The organism is Mesorhizobium sp. M1428 (genome assembly GCF_040317515.1).
Classification (GTDB): Bacteria; Pseudomonadota; Alphaproteobacteria; order Rhizobiales; family Rhizobiaceae; genus Mesorhizobium.
The window spans coordinates 16529-40443 of sequence record NZ_JAMYKT010000011.1 but is presented as its reverse complement, the minus strand read 5'-3'; the positions used below and the strand labels follow the sequence as shown (position 1 = coordinate 40443).

The following is a 23915-nucleotide window of genomic DNA, read 5'->3' as shown; positions in this document are numbered from 1 at the left end:
AGTCGCATAAAATGGCAGTGTGGAACTCAACGGCGGCTCATTGGTTTTGCGGGTTCAGCTCGTGGAAAAGGTCCGTCGGCCTTTCGTGAATGCGGGTTTCCGCATCGCCTACCTCGATTTGGTCGATGACCGCCGGACAGGCGAGGCGGAGCCGTATCTCGCCCGAGAGCACATTCGCGCGCATTATTTCGACGAACGCGCCTATCTTTTCATCCGCAGTGAGAAACCTGCGTTTGACGGATGCAGTGGTGCTACGCTTGTGGAGCCCCGGGGCGTCTCTATGCGGCAATCCTTCATCGTGAGCCGATGCTATTGTGCAAGTTTCGCAGCACTGCGGGTGGCGATATCGGCCAAGACAGCATGAAGAAGCGTTCCAACTTCCTGTTCGGCGACCCCGGGTGCAATTCCTGATTCGGACAGTTGAACGAGAATTGCCTTGGCGGTGTTGCGCCAGAAGGCGTTCGCGTCCTTCCCGTTCTTGGATTCCAGGACCCGGGCGATCCCTTCGACCAACTTCCGCCGCCGATGCAGCGGAAACGCGCTTATGTTTGAATCACACATCGATCACCTCACCCCTTCAGTCGCGCGAATAAGCATTGGCGGGTGAGAAAATTTGGTTAACAGCGCTTTTGGACAATGGTCAGCAATGGAATAAAGCGTCTACCCAACAAGCCAAGAGGTGTGCCACGTGTTGATGATCGGCGCGTGCTGAACGGCATCTTCTGGGTGCTGCGCTCCGGTGCTCCATGGCGCGACCTGCCTCAGCGCTATGGCCCGCGCACCACCTGTTGCAACCGCTTCGTCCGATGGCAAAAGTAGGTGTGTGGCTGCGCAGTAACGAGTCTACGCCTAAGGTTTGCGGAGCCTCACGCCGGCGCGGCTGCCGTTCTCCGGGATGAACTCGACGCCGGCGGCCTAGAGGGCGATGCGCAAGGCAGCAACGGTTCGCTCTTGGAGCCCTGTCGGGCCGCGACATCTACTTAATGTCTATTTTAGACAGTCGCCGCGACCACAACTTTTGATAACAGGTCAGGGTCGCGGGATGCCGAGCCGCTTGAAATACCGAGTTACGTCCGGATGCTCGCGATCGTCCCGCCTCAACCGCGCAAGCGCGTCATCATCGCCGGCGAGCGCCATAGCCAAACCGGGAGCGCTTATTCTCCACGGAGCACCGGGCATTGTCTGGTTGTGAAGACGGTGCTTGATCACCAGCCGCCTGAGTGTGTCTTCGCTTACGTTGTAGTCGTACCTGAACAGATCAATCGCCCTCTGGACCGTGATCGCCTCTGCCCGTGGGATGTAGAGCGGCCGAAGCCGTTCGCCTGTTGCCGGCGCTGTTTTGACAGGGCGCGCATTGGTCGTTCGGCCCATCGCGCTTTTCTGCGGCCCGCCGTTTCGCCCGACATCAGGGAACGTATCTTCCCCCATGTATTAGAAACCCATGGACACTATGGAACCCCACGGCCACGGGATGGCGGCCGATCTTTTGACATCGGAAGTTGCCAATGCCAGGCAGCGCATCCACCGGACCGAGCTCGCGATTCAACGCACTGAAGAAATGCTGGCCGAAAATCTCGCGCTGTGCAGCAGGATACGAACTGCGGTCGAGGCCGCAGACCGCTTGGTGAAGATCGATCCCCCCAGCTTTGAAGGACGTCGCGCGGATTGAACTGGGCCGGCGTTTCATCGTCGCGACCTTGCGGCATCCTGCCGCAAGAGCCTGCCCTGTTGGCATCACAGCGTGAGCAAACATTGGACAGAAGCATTTCAACGGTCGCTATGTGCAACACCGACGCTAGATCGACACGATCTTCTGTTCAAACAGCGGGGATTAATGCTCGGCGGATCGAAGGGGGCACGGGGGTCTTCGCGCGAGCCAGTTAGCCGATCTCCCGCTCAGAAATTTCAGCCAAAATATTCCGACCTCCTGATGGAACCCGTTCGTTGCGGGCGAGTTACGGCTCATTGGGGACGGACTTCCCGAACATGACAACGAGCAACAAAGCAGACCATCAGTCTGTCTCCGGAGCGTTTCGGAAACTGATCCGTTCCGAAGGCTATCGTCATCACGTACAAACGTTCTTAAATCTGGAGGTCGAACCAGAACTGCCGCCAACCCTACAGTCATTACTTGCGGCTATTGATCGGGCCAAACAGGGGCCGACGGAAGAAGTCCCTTAGCGGGCTGGCTGAGCGTCAGGTCAAAGAGTATAGAGGCTCGCTTCGTGGCTTGTCCCCCTGATTCCCCCTCAGAAGTTATCAAACATTCTTCTTGATTTTTCTCGACAGAGGGTCATGAATGTTCCCTTGGGTTCTCGCTGAGGTGGGAGGCCTTGTATGAACGTTTGGACGAACTGCCGACCCGACAAAGTGACTGCCGAACACCTTGTTCACGAGCTGATCCTACAAGTCCGTCGCGGCCAAATCATCTCCGTCAAAGAGACTATTGCAGCGGTGCGCCGAGACGGGCCACATCTGGCGGAAACTGACTGCGAGCTGGTGGGCTTATTGTCAATGTTGCCCCAGCCTTTGGCCTGTTCGTCGGGTTCGATCTTCGCGAATAACCGCCTCCTCAACAGGGCGGACCGTGGCGACACGGTCTCGATCAAAGCGGCACTACGCGAAGCTCGGGAGACTGCGTCTTATTTGGTGGCCTCCAACGAAGAACTAACCGAGGCGATCGTCGAGGCAGCAACTGCCATGGGCCTCTGCGTGGCTATCGACGGTCGCGAGTAGCTGTCAGCCAACTTCAGCCGCTGTGGCATCGCAACGGAAGCGCGCCGTCCTGCGCCATTTCAATAGTCAGAGGTAATCCGTAATTACCTTCGCAACCTGCTCACTCTGCCTGTAGAACGGGAACTGGGCTGAGCAAAAGTATTTGCTGGAGGAACTTGATCGGGCCGACAAAGAGTGACCGCATGGCTCTCCACTGGTTCAACCCTCCGGTCCCGGTCAAGACCGAGCGTCCCGGGATCATCCGCAGCGTAAACAACGCCGAAGCAGCCGGCGAGGAGCTGATGAAGTGGACCAAGCGTGGCCCTTGGTGGGACCTCGCGGTGCGCGTTTGCATGGCCGTGATTTTCGATGAGATGGAAGCTGAGGAGGCCCGCAAGGCATTCCTGGCTGCTGCAAAAGAGGAGGGGACATTACTCCCCCCAATGACAACCAGCTAAATTGGATTGCGGTATAAGGTTCTAGGTGTCTCAGACCAACACCGCCTTCGCGAAAGGAGCCCGCCGCCGGTGAGGGAGAGGCGACGGACCCCGCCACAGCGGCTGCACATCCGAGAAGGACCACTGCAACCTCTAAACCCGCGAGGGCCTACATCGTTCCCTTAGCTGCGGCTAAAGCGGGGTTGGTCGGCGGGCTCTTGCCGCTCTAAGTTCCCCCTTATGGGTCCTCTCTGGTTCGCTCCCCCGGTCTACGTGAAGACGAAACGTCCGGGCATTCGCAATGGGGTCAGCCACGTCGAGGGAACCGCCGAAGAACTCATGGCGTGGGACACAAAGGGCCCGAGGTGGACGAAGGCGGTCCAATCCTGCGTCGACGCGTTCGAGGGCAGGATGTCCCCCATGAGGTGCGTGAAGCCTTTGAGGCGGCTGCCAAAGAGGCCAACGTGTATCTCTCCCCTGAGTAGGAGGTATCATGGCGCCCATCTGGTTCGTCCCTCCGGTGTTCGTGAAGACTGAAACCGGTGTCAGGCATGGCTGCAACAATGCGAAGGAAGCCCTTGAGCAGCTCAAGATGTGGACCCGGCGAGGGCCTCGCTGGCACAAGGCGGTGACCCTCTGCCTGTCAGCCTTGGAGGGCGATTCGATTGACCCCCACATAATACGAAAGGCCTTTGAGGCTGCCGCCAAGGAAGCCAACGTGTATCTCTCCCCTGAGTAGGAGTTGTCGTGGCAACCCATTGGTTCTCCCCTCCGGTGTACGTCAAGACCGACCGACCTGGGGTCACCTACGGGTGCAACAACGTCGAGGGTGCCGCCGAGGAACTCATGAAGTGGACCAAGATGGGACCTAAGTGGCGGAAGGCTGTGCAACCGTGCGCCGACGCCCTTCAGGACCGTGTGACTCCGGAAGAGGTCCGTCAGGCTTTCGAGGCTGCTGCCAAGGAGGAGAGGGTGCTGCGTGAGTAGCAGGCCGGTGCCCATGGCTATGTTGGGAAGGACCCGTTAGGCTGTCTAATGCTGACCAAGTCCGCGCTGCTCGAAATAGACCCGGATACGAGAGCATTCACTCTGGTCGGCGCATTTATGGGCCATTTTGCACTTCTTGAAACTGGCATCGGAGCTGCTCTGGGCGAGGTACTTGGCGTCAATGGGTCACGTCGACTAATCGTCAATCGAATATGGGTTCGACGAGAAGATTCAAAACCGAACGCACACTATATGGACCGGAACCGGAATATGAGGCTTCTAAAGCCGATGGCAGAAACCGGATACGCTGTGGCGGCATTTGAGGGCACGTTCCTGCTCTTGATTGTTGCCTGTGAGCTGTGCGCGAAAATCGGGAATGGAAGGGCCGGAGGCAGGAAGCACGGCCTCAGGCCGAGGCGCTAATCAAGCGCGTCGGCAATGATCGCGAAAAGCTCAATACGGCCTGCAGCGAAACTAAAGAAGTAGTCGCGCGTTGGACGCGGATAACGCTGTTTTCATCTCTGAGTATGATTTAGGACAGAGTGGTCAAGCCAACGTCGCATAAGGCAATCAATGCGTCGAGCGCTAATCAAGCGAAGTCGCCCGCTCGTGACGAGGTCACTTTAGCGCCGCCCGCTTTCCGGCCGGTCCAGCTCGCAACGCTCGTGAACACGGTCCCTGCCGGCGATCGTTGGATCCATGAGATGAAATACGACGGCTATCGTATTCTCGTTGCCGTCGGCGGGGGCGAGGCGCGAGCCTACACACGATCTGGTCTGGACTGGTCTAGCCGTTTTCCCTCGATCCTCTCCGAGGCTCGCAAGCTCAAGGTGCGCTCCGCCCTGATTGACGGCGAGGCCGTGGTTGTCGATGCGGAAGGAAGATCTAACTTCCAGGCGCTTCAGAATGCATTGAAGGGTGCCCCGGCGACTATCGACTTTTATGCGTTCGATCTGCTGCAGCTCGACGGCGAAGATCTGGCAAGGCTTCCTCTTGTTGAGCGCAAGGCGAAGCTGGAGGCGATCTTGCCTGCGAAAAATCCGGTCCTTCGTTACTCCGACCATATCCTCGGCCGCGGAGAAGAGCTGCTCGATCGCTTCTGCGCAGCCGGCCTTGAGGGCGTCATCTCAAAGCTCGCGGATTCGAGTTATGTGGCGGCCCGCGGCGCAAGCTGGCTGAAGATCAAATGCATCAGGCGGCAGGAATTTGTGATTGTCGGCTGGACGCCGTCCGACAAGGTCCGCGCGTTTCGGTCCTTGATCCTTGGCGTTCATGACGGCGGCAAGCTGCGTTACGCCGGGAAAGTCGGCACCGGCTTCGATACCGCTGAACTTCTTCGTCTTTTGAAGATCATGGCGCCGCTTGAGCAGAAGGCCGCGACCGTCGACGCACCACGCGCCGAAGTGCGCGGCGCACACTGGCTCCGTCCGAAACTGGTCGCGGAGATTGCCTTCACCGAAATGACAAACGAAGGGACGTTGCGACATCCGAGTTATCTTGGTCTCCGCGAAGACAAGAACCCCGAGGCGGTCGTGCTCGAGACGGAACGTCATGCAGCCGATCTCGCCGCGTCTGCGACAACCGCCATCGCGATAAGTAACCGTGACCGCGTCATCTATCCGGAGTCCAACATCACCAAGGGACAGCTTGCGGACCATTACGCAGCGGTCGCGGCGATCATGCTTCCTTGGGTTGGCAGCCGGCCGATCAGTCTGGTTCGATGCCCACAGGGCCGCGCGAAGAAGTGCTTCTTCCAAAAACACGACGCCGGCAGCTTTGGCGACAAAGTCCACCACGTCGGCATCACGGAGAAGGACGGGCACGAGGAACCATATCTCTATGTCGACGATGCCGATGGACTGATGACTTGCGTCCAGATGGGAACGATTGAGGTGCATGGATGGGGAGCTCGGATCGAGGATGTCGAAAAGGCCGACCGCCTCGTGTTCGACCTCGACCCCGATGAAGGCCTCGATTTTGAGGCCGTCCGCGCCGCTGCCTTTCAGTTCCGTGCTATCCTTAAATCGCTGGGACTTACGACTTTCCCGATGCTGACGGGAGGCAAAGGAGTGCACGTCATCGCGCCCCTCACCCCTGGCGCCGAGTGGCCAGAGGTGAAGGACTTCGCGTCTCGCCTGGCGCAGGCGGTCGCCCAGAGCGATCCGGCCCATTTCACGGCCGTCTTGTCAAAGGCGCGCCGCAAGGGTCGCATCTTTGTGGACTATCTACGCAATCAGCGCGGGGCGACCGCGATCATGCCCTACAGCGCAAGATCACGTCCGGGCGCTCCTGTCGCGGCACCGATCACGTGGGCGGAGATGAAGACAATAGATGCGCCCTCTCATTTCCACGTGGGCGATGCTCCTGAATTAAAGAAACGCGCAGCCTCCAAAGCTCTGGCGGGATGGGGTCGCGCTGACCAATCCTTGCCCAATCTGTAGCGTCCGACGCGGGAAGAAGGCAGTAAAGCCGGGATTTAAACGGCAACGCGGCGCTCATGGCCTTGCCTGATTGGAACCTGCGGAGATCGGTGTCGTTTGGCTGAAGCCATGGCAAAAATCAATCCGAGGACCGTCGCCAGTCTTTTGAGGGAATACGCGCAACGGGCGTCTATGCGCGGCGACAATCCCTATCGCACAAAGGCATACTTGCGCGCGGCAGACAGTCTGACGGCGCTGTCGCAGCCGCTTGATCGGATCATCGCCGCCGGCGCCCTCACCAAGATCCCGGGGATCGGTGACGCGATCGCAGACATCGTGACCAAGCTTTACCAAACCGGCACGCACCCAGGCCTTGAGAAGCTGCGCGAGGATGTTCCAGCGGGCGTGATGGAGCTGTTTGCCATACCCGGGGTTCGTCCCGATAAGATACTGAAGCTTCATCAGGCGCTCGGCGTGAACTCGTTGGCGGAGCTCGAGGCCGCAGCGAGAGAAGACCGCATCCGCCCAGTGAAAGGCCTCGGCGCCGCGCTTCAGACAAAGCTGCTGCAGAACCTGGCCATCGTGCGAAGCGGCGAAACGCAACTTCACCTGCACAAGGCCGCCGCTCTTCTCGAACATGCGGTCATATCGGTGAAGCAAGAGCATCCAGAGTTTTCGCGCGTCGAAATTGCCGGTGACTTCCGGCGCGGTTGCGAGCTCGTTTCCGACTTCGTTCTGGTAGCGCAGGGCAGAAAGTCGATTGGAATCGAGGATACGACCCTCAGGCTTGTTGTCACGGACAGGAAGCACTTTGGCGCGAGCCTGCTCGAAGCAACCGGTTCGGCAGATCACCTTGAGCAACTGAAGACGTTCGCGGCCGACAAGGGATTCACCCTAAACGCCGACGGGCTTCATCGCGGGAGAAAGCTGATCGCGTCAGCGACAGAAGAAGAAATCTACCAAGCTCTAGACTTGCAGTTTATCGAGCCTGAATTGCGCGAAGGCAGGGACGAGATTGAGCGAGCGGCAAAGCAAAAGCTACCCGCCCTCATTCGGGATGAAGATCTGCATGGCATCCTGCATTCTCACACGACCGCATCCGATGGCACCGAAACGCTTGAGGCAATGGCTGAAGCGACGCGCAAGCGCGGTTTCGAATACTATGGTGTCGCCGATCATTCGCAGTCCGCTCACTACGCAGGCGGCCTTTCGTTGCAGGAGATTGCTGAACAGCACCGCGAAGCTGACCGGCTGAACAAGGCATACAATGGAAAATTTCGCATACTGAAGGGCATCGAGGCGGACATCCTGGCGGATGGCTCGCTCGATTACCCGAATGATATCTTGGAGCAGTTCGATTTCGTCGTCGCGAGCGTGCACAGCCGCTTCAAGTTGCCAAAGAAGGAACAGACGGAGCGTATCATTGAGGCGATCGCAAATCCCCGGACGACAATCATCGGGCACATGACCGGTCGCCAGCTGTTGCGCCGGCCGGGTTATGATCTCGACGTCGACAAAGTCCTCAAAGCGTGTGCGAAACACGGCGTCGCTGTCGAAATCAACGCACATCCGTGGCGACTCGACCTCGACTGGCGCTGGCATCAAAAGGCACTCGATCAGGGCTGCATCTTCAGCATCAATCCGGACGCTCATTCGATCCGCGAGCTCGACCACATGCATTGGGGTGTCGAGATGGCGCGCAAGGGCGGTGTCCCTGCGAAGCGGGTCCTGAACGCGATGCGTTTGACCGCCCTCCTTGCGCATCTCGCTCGGCGCAGGCAAACGTCCTAACCTGCTTGTGCGCCCGGCCTATCAGCGCAGGAGCCCGTCATTCTCAAAATCTTCCCAGCCGCGCAAACTGGAGTGTGAGTTCTCATCGTGGCAATAGCCACCTGAAGCTGCAGTTCCGCGACCGCTTCTTTGAGCACGTTTCATAGCGGCCTTCCCCGCGGCTCGCCGCCTATTCTCTACAGCTGTCGCTGCGTCCTGTTCGCGCCAGACCGTAACCAGGTCGCGGTCAAGCACATCCTCCACGTGCTGCGGGTCGAACACGTGAAAGGTGATGTTCCTTGCCCGCCCGCGGAGTTTCACCGTTTTCGTCCCGGCGCTCTGCAAGCGACCATCTTTCAACCAGCGGTGCCGTTCGGCCGTCGAGATCGTCAGAATGTCCTCGATTTCACGGGGGATTACGGGCAGGTCTTCGATATTCTGCAGTGCTTTGGATACGATCCCGAATACCACCTGCACATCATTCTCGGCGCCCTGAGACAGGCGCAGGGTAAGCACGCGGGACTCGATATGGAGCAGTTTCCTGAAGTCCGTTGGAAGGCGGGCGCGTATTTCGAGAAAAATACCCCTCGCTCTGACGGACGATCCAAACGTTGCAGCCGGGGTTAAAGGCCACTCTCCAATCAGCTTCGCTGTTGCATTGATTTTACGGCGCGTGGACATGCCCCTTTATATAGGTCACCGATTGTCGGCAGCGATGAGCCGATCGCAAAGCCAACATGAGTTCTAATCCGCCAGCGGTCTGAACCACGATGCCCAAAGGCGCAACCACGATTGTGAGCGGGGCCGTTTGCAACTTCGGCTAACAGGAAACGGCAGAGTTGATCTCGAAGTGCGATATCAGGCGCGTCGCCGCCTGGCGGCTTTTTGGGGGCCGTTTGCTGTCCGTCCGGTTATTGCCGAGGGACCAGTTAAAGCCGCCGTTCGGCTCACGACCTCTTCGCGGAATACAAGGCAAGTTCAGATCCCGCGGAAGCCGACATTGAACTGCCTCTCCGTTTACACGTTTGGCAAATGTTGCGAATGGAGGGAGTTGCATGTTTGAAGGTTTCTCGCTGGAGCAGATCAAACTTCCGGAAGCGACGCTCAGAGTGCGGGTTGGTGGAAGGGGCCACCGCTTCCTGATGCTGCACGGTCATCCTCGCACCCATGCCACTTGGCATCGCGTGGCGCCGATTTTGGCTGAGGAATACACCGTAATTTGCCCTGGTCTTCGGTGCTCGCCCTTGCGGTGTGTCGCAACACAATCAGCGCGTCCGGTTTGCCGTGAACAGATCTTGCTGATGCACCAGTTCGTCCGCGACGGGCTGACGGAGGCGGCGTGTGCCATTCGGGTGGATGGCCGAAAATAACCCCACCTCTATGACGCGAATTGTCCCAGCCCGGGTAGGCCGTTATCGGGTACAGGCAAATACCCTCGGAATCGATGCTCCGACACCCATAGCGGCACGCACCTCGTCGCGGCATACATAGTGGAGCCAAGCCGGCCCGCCCGGATCCCTCTGAGCCGGTCTCGGCAATGAACATCGGCTTACCGTACCGATAAGCAACCTCGAGCAACATTTCCGACAAAGCGCGGTACTCATAGTGTCCCATCGATATCGTCGGCCCGTTTATTTACCATTGATTGTGCGGCTAGAAATTCAGGCCCACGACATCGACAACATCTTCGCTCCCGCCCAACTCAGGTTCGACGCGGCCCAGCAACATGTCGTAAGCTTCGAACTGCCCCTGACGGGCGTTTTCGGCCCGACCCCGTTCGCTGCGGGTCCGGTCACGAGGAGCGATTTGGATAAGGGGCTCGGCCCAGACAAATCTGCAGGCGGGGTCGATCTCCCGCATTGCACGAACACCCGCGATGGCAGCCTTCACGAGATGCCGCTTGAACCATCCACGTTCGTTCGGCCCCACGCGGGAAATAGCCGACCTCAACAGCCCATGCGAAAAAGGAGATCTAGTTGATGGGACACAACAGAGGCGGTGTTCCGGCGATCGAACGCTGTACGCTCACGGCTTCTGCCGCGAACGAGGCATAGGCATCGATGAAATGCAGCGATCGCTGATCGACATGGTCTGGAGATCCGTAATGGAAGATGTCCCAGATAACCTGGACACCTGCCGATCGGGCCGCCTCGACCATTGGCGCCCAACTTGACCAGTCATAGGCGAAGCTTGCGGAACCGGAGCCTCCACCTGGTGCTCGTCCATACGCCCCACTTCGCTCATTCGAAGTCTTCTTTCAGCAGTCGGCTTCGAACTCGGCCGCCTTGTTAGGACCGGGAACCGCGTTGGCGAAATACCGCATCCAATGGGGCGCGCGCCATCTTCGTTGCTCAGTCCAGCTCGTCCTGGCGCGACCGGGTAATGCCGAACCGATTTGGTCGAGCCTTTGTTCCTGTGGTGGACTGTCCGGAGCTGGGTGGCGAAGGAGGAACAAGGAGGGCCGTGCCAAGTTCGGGGCGATATACCACCGCCGCCGATCGACTCGAGCGGCTGCTCAGCAACAAGAGAGGCACGGGATCACATGACCGTTCAGATTCGACTTTCCGAGATCGACCACGCCAGGCGCGAGGATCGTGGCGACGGCGCTTGGAGCATCGCACCGGACTTGGGCTATTTGCGCCTAGCAATCGTCAATGTCGTGTTCGTCGGCGCACCGGGCAGCGGAGATCGGAACTGGATGCTGATCGATACCGGGTTGCCGACGTCCCGCGGCAGCATTCTTGCGGTCGCGGAAAAGCGGTTTGGCACGAACGCACGGCCGGCCGCGATCATCCTGACCCACGGCCATTTCGACCATGTGGGAACGGTTCTAGGCCTCGCGAATAGGTGGGACGTGCCTGTCTTCGCGCATGCACTCGAGCGCCCCTATCTGGACGGAACCGCGTCCTATCCGCCACCGGATCCCTGGGTCGGGGGTGGACTGATGGCGCTGCTTTCGCCGCTTTTTCCACGGGGGCCAATTGATCTTGGCAACCGTTTGGAACTCCTACCTGCCGACGGATCGATCCCCGGAATGCCCGGATGGCGATGGCTACACACACCCGGGCACGCTCCTGGGCATATCTCGCTCTGGCGCGAGGAGGACCGCTCGCTGATCGTAGGGGACGCTTTCATCACCACCGGTCAGGAGTCAGTCTATGAGGTCGCCGTTCAGGATCTTGAGATGCACGGTCCGCCGCGCTACTTCACGCCGGACTGGGATGCGGCGGAAAGATCCGTGAAGCACCTGGCTGCCCTGAACCCGCGGATGGTCATCAGTGGACACGGTGCGGCTGCTGCGGGAGTGGGCATGCGTCAAGCTCTTGACAGCCTGGCTGAGCGGTTCAGGGTGTTCGCCGTCCCGCCGAAATTGAAATTCGTGCGCGAGCCGGCGGCAGTCCAAGGTAGCTGAGGCTAACCGAGCCGTCGTCGTTCTGAAGTATGGTCAAGTTGGGCAGACTCTGTCTCTCGAGCCGGTAGAGTTACCCGTCGGGTCGCGCGCCCCATCGTCGCCGACAAACTCTGACAAGCGGAACAAACCCGGGAGGCGCCGGGTTAGGGCGTTCGATCGGCGCAGGGCGACTGCGGCCAAGCGCCCCGAAGTTCTGCGTCAGGAGAAGACGTCAGATGGAAAACGAGTACCCGAAGGACGCGTCCTGTCCGCCCGCGAGCCGACCGGCAAGAAGTTGTTCGAGTCCACACGCGTCGGCATCCGCCAAGACTTGGCTTTGATTCGCTCATCGGCCAAAACCGTGGAGGAGACCAAATGGCAAATCTGGGAAGATTGGCGATCGCGATGCTTGGCGTTCTGGCACACCAAAACCCCGACAAGCTCTGTGAATTGATTCCGGGAGCGGGGTATCTTAACCCAAACGACCCGCAACGCAGAATTCTGGCTCAGATAACGAATGGCGTGTCGAGGGCTGACCTTGGTGAGATCCTCGACCGGTTCAGGGAGGTGGGGGCAGGATCGAAGGTCGACTCGTGGGTTGGCAGCGGGCCAAACCAACCGATTGAGCCAAGGGACGTCCAAGCGGCAATGGACGAAGGTACACTCACGTCCATTTCGATGCAGACGGGTCTTTCGCGCGAGGAGCTAATCAGAAGGATTGCGCGGGATCTACCCGAGACAGTCAACGAGATGACGCCGAATGGTGAATGGCCGCCTGAGCCGACACATGGTTTGGATAAGTCGACCCTGCTCGACAATGTATCCTAGGGGACACAGCCAGGAATGCAGCCGGCCAAGGCGAGATCCAGGGTGGCAACTCTACACGGGGGGACGCTCCTGCGCGATCGCCTTCATCCGCTCGCGAACCAAGGGTCTGTTTCGAGCGCGCCGAACGCTCAACTGGCCGCCATCCTGAAAATGCGGCACCGCTGCATCGCGGCGCCCTCGCTCGCGTATATCGGTGAGCGGAAGAAGGCGCGTTCCTGGCTGGCCAGAGCGCTGGCGATCGATCCGGACGACTTCGTGACGTAGTACAACGCCGCTTGCATGTATTCCGTGCTCGGGGAAGTGGAGGAAGCGGTGCGGTACCTGGAAAGAGCCGTCGGAGGAAGCGTGAGTCAGAACGAATTGGAACGAATCCGTCACGAAGTCATTTCGACGCCATTCGCGATCACCCGCGGTTCGTGCAGCTTCTTAGGACGTAGACTCATTACCGCGTAGCCAGATTCGGATTGCGACGAGTTTGAGGGCGGCGAGATAGTTCTCAGCCAGTTTGTCGTAGCGGGTCGCGATCCTCCGGAACTGCTTGGCCTTGTTGAAGAAGCGCTCGACGAGGTTGCGCGCCTTGTAGAGGAAGGGGCTGAAGCAGATCGGGTCCTTGCGATTGGTCTTGGGCGGGATATTGGCCCAAGCATTCTGCTCGGTGATGGCAGTGCGGAATGCGTTAGCATCGTAGCCCTTGTCGGCAAGCAGCATGGCACCTTCGGGCAAATCCTTGATCAAGTCCGCTGCGGAGGCGATGTCGCTCTTCTGGCCTGCCGTAAGCGTCAGCTTGATCGGCCTGCCTTGGGCGTCGACAAGAGCATGGATTTTGGTTGTCAGCCCGCCTCGGGATCGACCGAGACAATGATCTCGACCCCCCTTTTTGCCGTCGCGCCCTGCTGATGGACGCGAACAATGGAGGTGTCGATCATCTGCACCCTGCCGTCGTGGGCTTTGGTGATGGCATCCATGAGGCGGTCCCACACACCTGCTTTCCGCCATCGGACAAAGCGATTGTAGCAGGTGGTGCGCGGGCCGTATCGCTCCGGCAGATCGCGCCATGGCGCACCCGATCGCAGCACCCAGAAGATGCCGTTCAACACCCTGCGGTCGTCAACGCGCGGCACGCCTCGCGACTTGTTGGGCAACAGCGGCTCAATCGCGCGCCATTCGAAGTCAGTCAGGTCATATCGGCTCATGCGGAGCCTGAATCAGATTCCGCCAAAACATGAAAGCCTCATTCGAAAAGCGACCTTTTGCGGACGCTCGACATTGTGCCACCACGCAAAGTAGGCTCTCAAACGGCAGTGACAGTGGAGGGCTCGGATGAGACGATCTGCCAAGCAGCGCCGATCCAAAGCAATGGGTGATCGCACACTGGAGGAACTTGACGGCGAGAGGTGGGGCGAGCCGACGTTCGACTCGTATGTCGTTCGCACCTGTCATGCTCTCCGGCGCAAGCCCCTGAACACCTTGACCGATGAGGAGCTACGGCTGGCTGTCGGACAAGGCATAGGATTGGAATGGCTGGTCCCGCTCATGCTGCAACGCTTGGCTGAAAATCCATTTCGCGCCGGCGACTTCTTCGAGGGGGATCTGTTGGCGAGCCTTGCGCGCGTTCCTTCCAGCTACTGGACCGAGCACCCAGCAGAGAAGACGGTTCTTGCGACCGAGATTATGACCGCAGCCCTCTCAGATGACCGATTGCCTGACATGACCAAGGAAACAAAACAGGCTGTCGCCGATCTTCGCGCGGCATCGGAATGACCACATACCAACAATCTCGGTCATTCCGCATTTATGAGTTCACGACCTAGCACTACTTTGGCAGTTTTTTAGTTCTGGGAGCGTTTTGAGGATTCCCAAGAGCGGTTTTGCGTGATTCATGAGAGGTCGGCTGTTGGAGGGGCCGGCCATGAACAGGGATTGGCAACTCGATCTGGAGCGGTGGCTTGAGCCGTTCGTCTCGGCGTTGAGGCACAAGACGCGTGCGCGGATGTGTCCGGCCTATATTGCTGGCCTGATTGGCCCTGGGGATCGCAAGAGCGTCCAACCGATGGCGGCGCGCCATGCAGGCATCAACTATGACCAGCTGCACCACTTCATCGCGAGCGGCGTGTGGGATGCTGCGCCGCTGGAGAAGGTGCTGCTCGCGGAGGCCGACAGACAAGTTGGCGGGAACGATGCGTGGCTGATCGTGGACGACACCGCGCTCCCCAAGAAGGGGCGCCACTCGGTCGGCGTCGCGCCGCAATATGCCTCGGCGCTTGGCAAGAACGCCAACTGCCAGACGCTGGTGTCGCTGACGCTGGCCTCTGGCGAAGTGCCGGTCATGGTGGGGCTGCGGCTGTTTCTGCCCGAGAGCTGGACTTCCGATCCCGCCCGGCTCGACCGTGCCGGTGTGCCCGAGGACCATCGTGCCTACAGGACCAAGCCCGAAATCGCGCTGGCCGAGATCGACCGGGCTCGCGCAGCCGGCTTACGCTTTGGCTGCGTGCTCGCCGATGCCGGATATGGTTTGAGCGCCCCCTTCCGGCAGGCGCTCACCGAGCGCGGCCTTACCTGGGCCGTCGGTATCCCGTTCAAGCAGAAGGTCTATGCCGCCGACGTGGCGATGATCTTCCCGGTTGCCGGACGCGGCCGCCCGCGCCGCCGGCATATCCCCGATGTGAAGTCGATGACCGCGCAGGCGATGCTGGAAAAAGCCCAATGGCGGACGGTCAGTTGGCGGCGTGGCACCAAAGGCCGCCTCTCGGCGCGCTTCGCCGCTGTCCGTGTCCGGGTTGCAGATGGCCCACCCCAGCGCATCCGCGACATGGGCGCTCAGCATCTGCCCGGCGAGGAGGTCTGGGTGATCGGCGAGCACCGCTCGACCGGCGAGCGCAAATACTACCTCTCCAACTTGCCCGCCGACACCCCGCTCAAGCAGATCGCAGGCGCCATCAAGGCGCGCTGGGTCTGCGAACAGGCGCATCAGCAGCTCAAGGAGGAACTTGGCCTCGACCACTTCGAGGGGCGCTCATGGACGGGTCTGCACCGACACGCGCTGATGACGATGATCGCCTATGCGTTCCTGCAATCTCGCCGCCTCAAACAAGCGGGAGGGGGAAAAAAGAATCCTCGGCCCACCGCCCCAACCGAGCCTACCCGCCGTCAGGCAAGCCATCCTCTCCGCGCTCGCGCAGCCGCCCCCAATCCGTTGTCCCCACTGCCGCAGAACCCTCTCCGCTAAAAATCTGCCAAAGTAGTGCTAGTTCACTTGCCTTGTGACGCACAGCTGTACTTGCACAAGCTTCGGCCTGCCTAGCAGCCGCGTTCGGTTTGGGTGGCGGATTCAACTGATCGCAGCAACACACGCTCTTTTCTGAAAGAGGGAGTGTGAGCCATGAAGCAGCGAAGTCGCATCTACTACTCGGCCGCTCAGCGCCTGAGATTTGGGTTCGATGGCAGGCGGGCGAGTCGATGAGCTCGATCGGACGACGATTCGATCGGGAGTCTTCATCGGTCCGTTCTTGCCGCCGCGCCTGGGCCTTGCACTGGCGGGCTGCCGGCCTTGCCTGTCGCCGGTGGTGTTTCCCCCACATTTTGCTGCCGCTGCTTGTGCTGCTCACCTGGCCGCTCGCCATGGGCAAGTATTTCGCCCCGGCATCGTCTCTGCGGGGTTTGCTTCGTCGGCAAAGGACATCGCCAGCTGGCCTCACAGCTGCGGTCGATCGCGGCCGAATCGGGATTGATGCTGGCCGACGCGCTGGCCGGCGGCCGCTTCACCCTGTTGATGCCTGCCGGCATTATTGCCGGGGCCGGCGACCGGTTGTTCGATGCGAACGCCGAGGCTCTTAGACTACAATCGGAGATTCCTGGTTCCTTTGTCGATATCATCCCGCAGGCCGGCCACATGGTCCACCACACCGCACCGCTAGCTGTTCTCGCCATGGTGGACAGGGTCGCTGCCGCGGCCAGCAGTGAAGTAGGCCGGCACTGGCGCGATCCCGAAGAAGTGGAATCGCGATTTTCGGAAAAGATCATGCTCAAAAGCAATAGGTAGAACCCCGTCCCGACTCTATCGGGTGGCGAATCCGATGATTTACTTCACGGCGGCACGCACTTCAGCGAACCGCATCCTGTGCATCCATCCGCGCCGGTTCGGCTAACATCGACGTCGAGGTCCCGTATCTTGGGGATTTGGCCAGGGGAACGGCCCCAATTCCGTGTTCGGCTTCTGCCTCTCTTTGTGGCTGCCAGCATCTAGTCGTCTGCAAATCGAGGCCACGGACTGACAAGCACCCCCGCACTACAAGGAGCTGGCGGTCGGAGAACAAATGTAGACATGTCGCACCATCCTTGCGGGTACGGCTTGCGATGCATACTGACGGTCGAGGGCTTAATGTAACCAAATCAACGGCTCGGCGTTTCGGTCAGCGCCGTTGCAATGAGCGAAGCCATAACCTCTGTCACGAGCATAGACTGGCGATTTCATGAGTCGCAATTTTCTGGTGATTGAACCTGAGGAAGGCATTGCCGTGCTCAAGGGGCTTGCCTCCTCGGCGCGGATCTCGATGCTGAAACTGCTGCATGAGAAGGGGCCGATGAATATCAACGAAATCGCCGCCGTGCTGTCGCTACCGCAGTCGACCGTCTCGACCAACATCCAGGTGCTGGAGGATGCGGGGCTGATCCGCACCGAGAGAGCGAAGAAAGGCAACCGGAAAATCTGCTATCCGACCGCCGAAAAAGTGCTCGTCGTGTTCAAGAGCGAATATCGTGCGGTCAAGAACGACGCGATCGAAGTGTCGATGCCGATCGGGCTTTATACCGGCTTCGAGGTTACCGCGCCCTGCGGCCTTTGTTCGCCGGACGGCATCATCGGTCTGCTCGATGTGCCGAACACTTTCCTCGATCCGGACCGCATGAAGGCCGGTCTGCTATGGTTCACGCGCGGTTTTGTCGAATACCAGTTCCCCAACAATGCCAAGCTCGCCAATGCCGAGATCACCGGACTCGAAGTTGCGATAGAGCTGTCTTCGGAAGTGCCGGGCACCAGCGCCGATTGGCCCTCGGACATCACGCTGACGATCAATGGTGTCGATGTCGGCACCTGGACGTCGCCGGGGGATTTCGGCGACAAGCGCGGCGTCTTCACGCCCTCCTGGTGGAAGCTCAAGGGCTCGCAATACGGTAAGCTGAAGAACTGGCGAATTGCCAATGACGGCACCTATGTCGACGGCCTCAGGATTTCCGAAACCGGCCTCGCCGCACTCGATCTGAAGAGCCATCATTCAATCCGCGTCCGTATCGGCGTCAAGGACGACGCCAAGCGCCCCGGCGGGATCAATATTTTCGGCAAGGGCTTTGGAAATTACGATCAGGACATTGTGCTCAGGATCAAAACCGCGTGAATCGACTGGCCGCGTTGCTGCGCTCAGTTACAGTTCATTGCTAGGCTAGGCTAGGCTTGCAGCTGGCACCGCCGTCCATGAGGCGACCGGCTTGCCTGACGTGTATAGATCCCTCGTCGCAAGCTTTGCCCACTGGCTGCGAATCCCCTGCTACCCTCAATCACCAGTACAAAGGGATCCGTCCCACCAACCAACAGCCAGAGCATCCTCCGTTCCGGCAAATGCCGGAACTTACCAGCTAGGCAACTCTCGAAAGTATATGCCGATCCAGGTCACACTTTGCCAACCCGAACCGCCAGCGATGGTTCGTCGCCTCACGCCTGCTCTGGTAGAACAAGGTCAGTTGCCGGCCGTCGATCATCACCGTCGAATGGCCATTCTCGCCGGGCTCACCAGGGTCGAGAACGGGGCCAACGGAAACGTAGGGACCCTTGACGTCATCGGCGATGGCGAAGAAGACGCGCTGCCGGCTGCCGCGCGGACCTTCGGGGAGGAAGCAGGTGGCGTTGAGAAGCACACGACCGTCCGGCAGCTCGACGAGCTGCGCGCCTTCGATCCCCCATTCGTAATCGGGGTGCTCGCGCGCATTGTGATGTGGCACGTCGAGATGATCGAGTATCTTGCCGAGACGTTTCCATGGCCCGAACCAGGAATCGGATTGGCTGCGCGCCAGATAGACATCAGGCTGGGGCACCCTGGTGAATTTGGGCATGCCTGAATAGACGATATAGCGCTTGCCTCCGACGATTGCGGGATGGGGATCGTAGATGCCGTCCTCATCGGTGTCGGGCAGCGACAATATCGCCGGATTGAGCACCACCCAATGAAAGCCGTCATTGGACACCGCGTGCTCGCAACGTCCGCCGGACTTCATGAATTCGGTCTGGATAAACATGTGGAAGACGCCGCACTCATGAATGACGCCGGGCGCCGCAATGCCAGATCCGGTTACCGGCAAAACGATCGCCTCGTGCTCTGTCCAGGGTCCATAAAGATCCGGCGCTGTGGCGTGGAGGATTTTCCAGCTCTCTGTTGTGACGGTGCCGCTGGAGCCGAAGACGTGCCAGAGCGTGCCGTCGAACACCGGACAAGGGTCCTTCAGATCATCCACAACCTGCGGGTGAAACAATGGAAAGACGTTGGTTTCAAAGTCGATCTTCATTCGCCAGCCATCCCTCGATTCGTCTCGGTCTCCATTCAAATGAACCACCGGCGCGACTCAGATGAATCGATTCCAAGCGTATTTATAGCTCCGCTGATGAACGGTTGTTGAACGATTGAAGGATTTGAACCGCTCTGTGGCAAAGGGCCACATTTGGGGAGCCCGACCTGACGCGAGGGGCTTCATCATGTGGATCGAATGGGGGCGGCCGGCTCGCCCCTTCTCTGTCGAGCCGTCGCAAGTGGAGCGGACGGCTGGTCTCGCCCGAGACAGTTTGGAGCTATGGAACAACTTATCGGGATGGAAGTTATATAGAAGGCTGCGAACTTCATGTCAAAGCTGCCTCGATTGACTTTTGTTAGTCGAGGCATTTTGTAACTATATCGAAGGATAATCTACATGGAAATGGCGGCGGGCCGGGCCAAAACACCAAAAAACCCTGTACAACCGTCTATTTTCATTTGCTTTTCACACCTCCGATGGAACTTCGTATATCAGAGACCACAACACATTCTGACCCTGGCGTCAAAACAGCAACAGCTAATTTACTTCGAAGAGCCGATCTTCGATGAGAGGCGCCACCCTTCGATGCGGGTGCACAATATTACCCCCAAGATCAGAATAGTGACGCCGCTGATCCCAGTTGGTACCTCCGCGACCAGGGCGGACGCGATCCAGCGCAGGTTCGTCAATCAGATCCTCGCCTCGACGCCGCATGACCGATTGACGACCTGGTATTACACGCCCATGGCGCTACGCTTCAGCGATCATCTCGCCTGTGACGTCTGCGTCTACGACTGCATGGATGAACTCTCCGCGTTCAAAGACGCTCCCGCAGAGTTGACGCAGTTGGAAAAGGCGCTGTTGCAACGTGCCGATGTCGTCTTCACGGGCGGGCAGAGCCTCTATGAGGCCAAGCGCAGCTTGCACCGGGCGATCTTTCCCTTCCCGAGCAGCATCGACGCTACTCATTTCCATCAGGCTAGGGCGCCAGGTGAGGACCCGTTCGATCAGGCCGACATACCTCACCCGAGGGTGGGGTACTTCGGGGTCATCGACGAACGGCTCGACCTTGAACTTATCGCGCAGGCGGCTGCGGCAATGCCAGACGTGCATTTTGTCATGCTCGGCCCTGTCGTCAAGATCGATCGGGCGAGCCTTCCCACGGCAGGCAACCTGCATTGGCTGGGCGGCAAGTCCTATGCAGACCTGCCGAACTATCTCAGGCATTGGAGTGCCGGCTGGATGCCGTTCGCGCTGAACGAAGCGACCCGCTACATCAGCCCGACCAAGACTCCCGAGTTTCTTGCGGCAGGACTGCCGGTGTTGTCCACGGCGATCGTCGACGTTGTGCGTACCTACGGCGTCGAAGGCCTTGTCGAGATTGTCGAGGCGGAGGATATCGAGGCCAAGCTTCGGTCGATCCTGGCCCACCCCCGCGATTTCCTGGTCAAGAAGGCCGACGCCTACCTCGCCGACATGTCCTGGGAGAAGACCTGGAGCGCGATGGCTGCCCACATCGAGCGCGCCCATGCGATGAAGAGCGTCGTCCCATTCCTGAGGAGGGCGTGAGCGTGTTCGACTGGTTGATCGTAGGGGCCGGTTTCGCCGGCAGTGTGCTGGCCGAGCGTATCGCATCGCAACGGCAGGAAAGCGTCCTGATCATAGACCGACGAAATCACGTCGGCGGCAATGCCTATGACTGCTACGACGAGGCGGGAATCCTAATTCACCGTTACGGGCCTCACATCTTTCACACCAACGCGCAATCGATCGTCGACTATCTGTCGCAATTCACCGAATGGCGGCCTTACGAACATCGCGTGCTGTCGCTTGTCGATGGAAAGCTGCTGCCGATACCGATCAATCTCGACACCATAAACCGCCTCTACGGCCTTGAGTTAACGTCCGAGCAGCTGCAGGACTTCTTCGCTTCCCGGCGCGAAACGGTCAAAGAAGTCCGCACCGCCGAGGACGTCGTGGTCAGCACTGTCGGCAGAGAGCTCTACGAGAAATTCTTCCGCGGCTACACGAGGAAGCAGTGGGGTGTCGACCCTTCCCAGTTGAGCAAGTCAGTGACGGCGCGAGTCCCGACCCGGACCGATCGTGACGATCGCTATTTTGGTGACAGCTTCCAGAACATGCCGGCAGGCGGGTATACGCGCATGTTCCACCGCATGTTGAATAACCCCAAGGTCAAGATCTTGCTGCAGACTGATTACCGCGAAATTCGCGACAAGATTCCCTTTCAGCGGATGATCTACACCGGGCCAATCGACGAATATTTCGACTGGAAGCTTGGTCACTTGCCCTACCGCTCGCTGCGCTTTGAGCACATGACGCTTGATTGTGAGCAGTTCCAGCCGGTCGCCGTCGTTAACTATCCGCAGACGGAAAAATACACACGGATCACCGAGTACAAGCATCTGACCGGTCAAGAGAGTCCGAAGACCAGCCTCACCTACGAATACCCCACGGACATCGGAGATCCTTATTACCCGGTGCCGCGGGCCGAAAACGAGGCGTTGTACAAGCGCTATGAAGCTTTGGCCGCGGCCTGCCCGGAGGTCTGGTTCGTCGGACGTCTGGCAACATATCGCTATTACAATATGGATCAGGTCGTCGGCCAGGCATTGGCTACGTTCGGACGCATTCAGGCGCGCCTTGCCGGCAAGGGGATGCTCGTCACGCCGACGCAGCGCGAGGCGGCCGAGTGAATGATGCTCCGGGCTGACCGGCGTTAGGGCGACCCACGGGGAAAGAGGCCAAGGATCTTTCTCGGCGAACAGCTTTAGCTGTGCTGTTGATGCAGCTGAAACGTGCGCACTGTTCTGATCAGCGAGGCTATGGCGCGCCTGCTTGTTGTTTTTCGAAGGCCACGAACAATTGGCGCTGGCGCTCCAACTCGTCGGCAAGGGGCTTGCGAAGAGCGCGCGAGCCGTCCGCATGGATGGTGGAGAACAAGCCGACTTCGGCGTGGCGCGAATTGTCCCAACCTGGGTAGGCTGTCGCCGGATAAAGGCATATGCCCTGGATAGGTGCCCCGAGGCTGGTCGCGTCGCGCACTTCGTCGCAAACGTAATGAAGCCAGGCCGGCCGACCGGACCCTTCGGCGCCGGTCTCGGCGATGAACATCGGCTTTTTGTATCGCTCGGCGACCTCGACCAGCATTTCCGAAAGTGCACGGTATTCGTGGTGCCCCATCGGTATGGTTGGGCCATTAAAGTACCATTGGTTGTGCGGATAGAAGTTTAGGCCGATGACGTCCACAACGTCCTCGCTGCCGCCCAACTCCGGCTCCACGCGCCCAATCAGCATGTCATACGCCTCGAACTGCCCCTGACGAGCATTTTCGGCGCGCCGCCGTTCGGGGCGAGTACGGTCACGAGGAGCAATATGGATCAGCGGTTCAGCCCAGATGAACCTGCAGCCGGGTTCAGCCTCCCGCATCGCCCTCACGCCGGCGACCGCTGCCCTGACAAGGTGTCGTTTGAACCATCGACGCTTGTTGGGCCCGACGCGGGGGAAATAGCCGACCTCCACCGCCCATGCAAAAAACGAAATCTCGTTGATCGGGCACACCAGGGGAGCCACCCCGGTAGCGGAGCGATGAACCCGAACAGCTTCCGCGGCGAAACGGACGTAGGCCTTGATAAACCCCGGGCCACCTTGGTCGATATGGTCTGGCGAGCCATAGTGGAATATATCCCAGATAATCTGCACCCCGGCCGCCTGGGCTGCTTCGATCACCGACATCCAGCTCGACCAGTCAAAGACTCCCGGCGCTGTTTCGATCAAGTGCCAGCGCAAGCCGTCGCGGATCGTGCGAAGCCCAAGCTCGGCACAGCGGCGATAGTCGCCGGATGCATGGGTGTCATGTGAGGTCGCACGGATCAGATCAAGGCGCACCCCGTCGGCACGACGATGCGAGGAACACTCGAAACCAGCCATGAAAAAGCTGTCGAACCCGGAAGAGCCTGCCGTGGGCCGACGAGCGGTGTTCTCGTTCATACCAACATCCTGTCGCCCAAGGCGTGCGCAAGTAATCGCATTCGCAGTCCCCCATCGTCAGTTCCGGTGGCCTAGTCGAAATCGGTCGGCCACCACCACGTCGACGGCTCGGCGGCTGCGGTGTACACGTGTGCCTGGATTGGCGAATACAACCAAGCTCCAATCCCGTCTGCTGGGGGCCGCGGTCGCGTCGATTCGATCCGAAGTTATGCGGCCTGTTGCATCGCCCGTTCGTTGACGCCTGTTTCGCCTAGTCGGGTGAGCGCCTCATCGGTTGCTTTTTCTTCCTTGAGCGTCTGTTCGAGTAGCGGGACGGCGTCTTTCAAGCCAAGTAACCCGGCCCATGTGACAAGAGTCCCGTAGCGCGCTATTTCATAATGTTCGACGGACTGGGCTGCAGCCACGAGACCCGCGTCCAATGCCGGAGCCTCCTCGAATTCCTCCAAAATCTCCTGTCCTTCTTCGATGATGCCGTCGATCGCCGGGCACGTTTTCCCTTGGGCTCTCTTGCCAAAGGCGTCGAAAACTTGCTGCAGACGCTCGATCTGACCTTCCGTCTCGTCACGATGTTTTTCGAACGCCGCCTTCAACTCTTCGGACTCCGCGCCCTTTGCCATTTTCCGGAGCGCCGTCAGAATCTTGCGTTCGGCGTAGTAGATGTCTTTCAGACCATCATAGAAAAGGTCTTCCAAGCCCTTGGAGCTGCCCTGAGAGCTTTTTTTTATCGCCATTGTCATCTCCTCTTTCATTTGTATCGACGCATGCATGGCTCTAACTGGACCAGTCTCTTGTTGTTCCTTCGCC

General features: G+C 59.4%; 22 protein-coding genes and 4 pseudogenes. 20 read left to right on the top strand and 6 right to left on the bottom strand.

Annotated elements, in window-relative coordinates:
• Nucleotides 1-19 precede the first annotated feature (19 nt).
• Nucleotides 20-364, top strand: coding sequence for a hypothetical protein (locus NKG60_RS17200; protein WP_352619096.1), 345 nt, complete (start codon nt 20-22; stop codon nt 362-364).
• Here NKG60_RS17200 and NKG60_RS17195 read toward each other — a convergent pair.
• The gene (locus NKG60_RS17195) at nt 310-561 is read right to left on the bottom strand and encodes a DUF6074 family protein (protein ID WP_352541505.1); all 252 of its coding nucleotides are present in this window, start codon (nt 559-561) and stop codon (nt 310-312) included. The genes NKG60_RS17200 and NKG60_RS17195 overlap by 55 nt on opposite strands.
• Nucleotides 562-636: 75 nt before the next feature.
• Between NKG60_RS17195 and NKG60_RS17190 the strand changes: the two are divergent.
• From NKG60_RS17190 to NKG60_RS17155, 8 genes and pseudogenes are all read left to right on the top strand, one after another.
• Nucleotides 637-816, top strand: a pseudogene (locus tag NKG60_RS17190) (transposase); the annotation flags it as partial.
• 655 nt (nt 817-1471) lie between these two features.
• Nucleotides 1472-1669, top strand: coding sequence for a hypothetical protein (locus NKG60_RS17185; RefSeq protein WP_352975216.1), 198 nt, complete (start codon nt 1472-1474; stop codon nt 1667-1669).
• A 668-nt stretch (nt 1670-2337) separates the two neighbouring features.
• Complete coding sequence (locus NKG60_RS17180; protein WP_352975215.1) at nt 2338-2736, top strand: hypothetical protein; 399 nt, start codon at nt 2338-2340, stop codon at nt 2734-2736.
• Nucleotides 2737-2918: 182 nt separating this feature from the next.
• Nucleotides 2919-3173, top strand: coding sequence for a DUF982 domain-containing protein (locus NKG60_RS17175; protein WP_352492321.1), 255 nt, complete (start codon nt 2919-2921; stop codon nt 3171-3173).
• Between the two features lie 472 nt (nt 3174-3645).
• Nucleotides 3646-3891 carry a DUF982 domain-containing protein gene (locus NKG60_RS17170; RefSeq protein ID WP_352473718.1) on the top strand — a complete coding sequence of 82 codons (246 nt, stop codon included), beginning with the start codon at nt 3646-3648 and terminating at the stop codon, nt 3889-3891.
• 8 nt (nt 3892-3899) lie between these two features.
• Nucleotides 3900-4139, top strand: a complete 240-nt coding sequence (locus tag NKG60_RS17165; protein WP_352901772.1) for a DUF982 domain-containing protein — start codon at nt 3900-3902, stop codon at nt 4137-4139.
• Nucleotides 4140-4681: 542 nt separating this feature from the next.
• Nucleotides 4682-6580 (top strand): DNA ligase D, encoded by a 1899-nt coding sequence (gene ligD, locus NKG60_RS17160; RefSeq protein WP_352975214.1) that lies wholly within the window; start codon nt 4682-4684, stop codon nt 6578-6580.
• A gap of 108 nt (nt 6581-6688) precedes the next feature.
• Nucleotides 6689-8350 (top strand): DNA polymerase/3'-5' exonuclease PolX, encoded by a 1662-nt coding sequence (locus NKG60_RS17155; RefSeq protein WP_352975292.1) that lies wholly within the window; start codon nt 6689-6691, stop codon nt 8348-8350.
• Nucleotides 8351-8371: 21 nt separating this feature from the next.
• On the opposite strand, the gene NKG60_RS17150 is transcribed toward NKG60_RS17155, so the two are convergent.
• Nucleotides 8372-9010: a hypothetical protein gene (locus tag NKG60_RS17150; RefSeq protein ID WP_352975213.1), complete on the bottom strand. Its 639-nt coding sequence runs from the start codon at nt 9008-9010 to the stop codon at nt 8372-8374.
• Between the two features lie 374 nt (nt 9011-9384).
• On the opposite strand from NKG60_RS17150, the gene NKG60_RS17145 reads away from it, so the two are divergent.
• The 5 genes and pseudogenes from NKG60_RS17145 to NKG60_RS32280 all read left to right on the top strand — a co-directional run.
• Entirely contained in the window at nt 9385-9699 is a 315-nt protein-coding gene (locus NKG60_RS17145) for an alpha/beta fold hydrolase (protein ID WP_352467863.1), read from the top strand.
• A gap of 1172 nt (nt 9700-10871) precedes the next feature.
• Nucleotides 10872-11741 (top strand): MBL fold metallo-hydrolase, encoded by an 870-nt coding sequence (locus NKG60_RS17140; protein ID WP_352901899.1) that lies wholly within the window; start codon nt 10872-10874, stop codon nt 11739-11741.
• Nucleotides 11742-12095: 354 nt separating this feature from the next.
• Complete coding sequence (locus NKG60_RS17135) at nt 12096-12548, top strand: YidB family protein (RefSeq protein ID WP_502911732.1); 453 nt, start codon at nt 12096-12098, stop codon at nt 12546-12548.
• A gap of 15 nt (nt 12549-12563) precedes the next feature.
• The gene (locus tag NKG60_RS17130; RefSeq protein WP_352901902.1) at nt 12564-12812 is read left to right on the top strand and encodes a hypothetical protein; all 249 of its coding nucleotides are present in this window, start codon (nt 12564-12566) and stop codon (nt 12810-12812) included.
• 9 nt (nt 12813-12821) lie between these two features.
• Nucleotides 12822-13001: pseudogene (locus NKG60_RS32280) on the top strand (hypothetical protein); the annotation flags it as partial.
• Here NKG60_RS32280 and NKG60_RS17125 read toward each other — a convergent pair.
• A pseudogene (locus tag NKG60_RS17125) lies at nt 12975-13741 on the bottom strand (IS5 family transposase). The pseudogenes NKG60_RS32280 and NKG60_RS17125 overlap by 27 nt on opposite strands.
• A 127-nt stretch (nt 13742-13868) precedes the next feature.
• Here NKG60_RS17125 and NKG60_RS17120 point away from each other — a divergent pair.
• From NKG60_RS17120 to NKG60_RS17105, 4 genes and pseudogenes are all read left to right on the top strand, one after another.
• Nucleotides 13869-14309: a contact-dependent growth inhibition system immunity protein gene (locus NKG60_RS17120; protein ID WP_352838479.1), complete on the top strand. Its 441-nt coding sequence runs from the start codon at nt 13869-13871 to the stop codon at nt 14307-14309.
• A 111-nt stretch (nt 14310-14420) separates the two neighbouring features.
• Nucleotides 14421-15774: pseudogene (locus NKG60_RS17115) on the top strand (IS701 family transposase).
• A 498-nt stretch (nt 15775-16272) separates the two neighbouring features.
• Nucleotides 16273-16587 (top strand): alpha/beta fold hydrolase, encoded by a 315-nt coding sequence (locus NKG60_RS17110; protein WP_352975211.1) that lies wholly within the window; start codon nt 16273-16275, stop codon nt 16585-16587.
• Between the two features lie 430 nt (nt 16588-17017).
• The gene (locus tag NKG60_RS17105; protein WP_352975210.1) at nt 17018-17938 is read left to right on the top strand and encodes an ArsR/SmtB family transcription factor; all 921 of its coding nucleotides are present in this window, start codon (nt 17018-17020) and stop codon (nt 17936-17938) included.
• A gap of 238 nt (nt 17939-18176) precedes the next feature.
• Here NKG60_RS17105 and NKG60_RS17100 read toward each other — a convergent pair whose 3' ends face one another.
• Nucleotides 18177-19100 (bottom strand): glycoside hydrolase family protein, encoded by a 924-nt coding sequence (locus NKG60_RS17100; RefSeq protein ID WP_352473704.1) that lies wholly within the window; start codon nt 19098-19100, stop codon nt 18177-18179.
• 399 nt (nt 19101-19499) lie between these two features.
• Between NKG60_RS17100 and NKG60_RS17095 the strand changes: the two genes are divergently transcribed.
• On the top strand, nt 19500-20672 hold the full coding sequence (locus NKG60_RS17095; RefSeq protein WP_352975209.1) for a glycosyltransferase family protein: 1173 nt from the start codon (nt 19500-19502) through the stop codon (nt 20670-20672).
• Between the two features lie 2 nt (nt 20673-20674).
• Nucleotides 20675-21817, top strand: a complete 1143-nt coding sequence (glf, locus tag NKG60_RS17090; protein ID WP_352902011.1) for a UDP-galactopyranose mutase — start codon at nt 20675-20677, stop codon at nt 21815-21817.
• Between the two features lie 127 nt (nt 21818-21944).
• On the opposite strand, the gene NKG60_RS17085 is transcribed toward glf, so the two are convergent.
• A complete protein-coding gene (locus NKG60_RS17085) occupies nt 21945-23111 on the bottom strand; it encodes a beta-glucosidase (protein WP_352975208.1) in 1167 nt (388 codons plus the stop codon).
• A 206-nt stretch (nt 23112-23317) separates the two neighbouring features.
• The gene (locus NKG60_RS17080; protein ID WP_352975207.1) at nt 23318-23842 is read right to left on the bottom strand and encodes a YciE/YciF ferroxidase family protein; all 525 of its coding nucleotides are present in this window, start codon (nt 23840-23842) and stop codon (nt 23318-23320) included.
• Nucleotides 23843-23915: the final 73 nt, after the last annotated feature.

What these genes read in the sequence shown, in the direction of transcription:
- NKG60_RS17195 (WP_352541505.1), bottom strand. Translation starts at nt 561, where the DNA reads ATGTGTGATTCAAACATAAGCGCGTTTCCGCTGCATCGGCGGCGGAAG.
- NKG60_RS17185 (WP_352975216.1), top strand. Translation starts at nt 1,472, where the DNA reads ATGGCGGCCGATCTTTTGACATCGGAAGTTGCCAATGCCAGGCAGCGC.
- NKG60_RS17180 (WP_352975215.1), top strand. Translation starts at nt 2,338, where the DNA reads ATGAACGTTTGGACGAACTGCCGACCCGACAAAGTGACTGCCGAACAC.
- NKG60_RS17175 (WP_352492321.1), top strand. Translation starts at nt 2,919, where the DNA reads ATGGCTCTCCACTGGTTCAACCCTCCGGTCCCGGTCAAGACCGAGCGT.
- NKG60_RS17170 (WP_352473718.1), top strand. Translation starts at nt 3,646, where the DNA reads ATGGCGCCCATCTGGTTCGTCCCTCCGGTGTTCGTGAAGACTGAAACC.
- NKG60_RS17155 (WP_352975292.1), top strand. Translation starts at nt 6,689, where the DNA reads ATGGCAAAAATCAATCCGAGGACCGTCGCCAGTCTTTTGAGGGAATAC.
- NKG60_RS17150 (WP_352975213.1), bottom strand. Translation starts at nt 9,010, where the DNA reads ATGTCCACGCGCCGTAAAATCAATGCAACAGCGAAGCTGATTGGAGAG.
- NKG60_RS17145 (WP_352467863.1), top strand. Translation starts at nt 9,385, where the DNA reads ATGTTTGAAGGTTTCTCGCTGGAGCAGATCAAACTTCCGGAAGCGACG.
- NKG60_RS17140 (WP_352901899.1), top strand. Translation starts at nt 10,872, where the DNA reads ATGACCGTTCAGATTCGACTTTCCGAGATCGACCACGCCAGGCGCGAG.
- NKG60_RS17135 (WP_502911732.1), top strand. Translation starts at nt 12,096, where the DNA reads ATGGCAAATCTGGGAAGATTGGCGATCGCGATGCTTGGCGTTCTGGCA.
- NKG60_RS17130 (WP_352901902.1), top strand. Translation starts at nt 12,564, where the DNA reads ATGCAGCCGGCCAAGGCGAGATCCAGGGTGGCAACTCTACACGGGGGG.
- NKG60_RS17120 (WP_352838479.1), top strand. Translation starts at nt 13,869, where the DNA reads ATGAGACGATCTGCCAAGCAGCGCCGATCCAAAGCAATGGGTGATCGC.
- NKG60_RS17105 (WP_352975210.1), top strand. Translation starts at nt 17,018, where the DNA reads ATGAGTCGCAATTTTCTGGTGATTGAACCTGAGGAAGGCATTGCCGTG.
- NKG60_RS17100 (WP_352473704.1), bottom strand. Translation starts at nt 19,100, where the DNA reads ATGAAGATCGACTTTGAAACCAACGTCTTTCCATTGTTTCACCCGCAG.
- NKG60_RS17095 (WP_352975209.1), top strand. Translation starts at nt 19,500, where the DNA reads ATGGAAATGGCGGCGGGCCGGGCCAAAACACCAAAAAACCCTGTACAA.
- NKG60_RS17085 (WP_352975208.1), bottom strand. Translation starts at nt 23,111, where the DNA reads ATGAACGAGAACACCGCTCGTCGGCCCACGGCAGGCTCTTCCGGGTTC.
- NKG60_RS17080 (WP_352975207.1), bottom strand. Translation starts at nt 23,842, where the DNA reads ATGGCGATAAAAAAAAGCTCTCAGGGCAGCTCCAAGGGCTTGGAAGAC.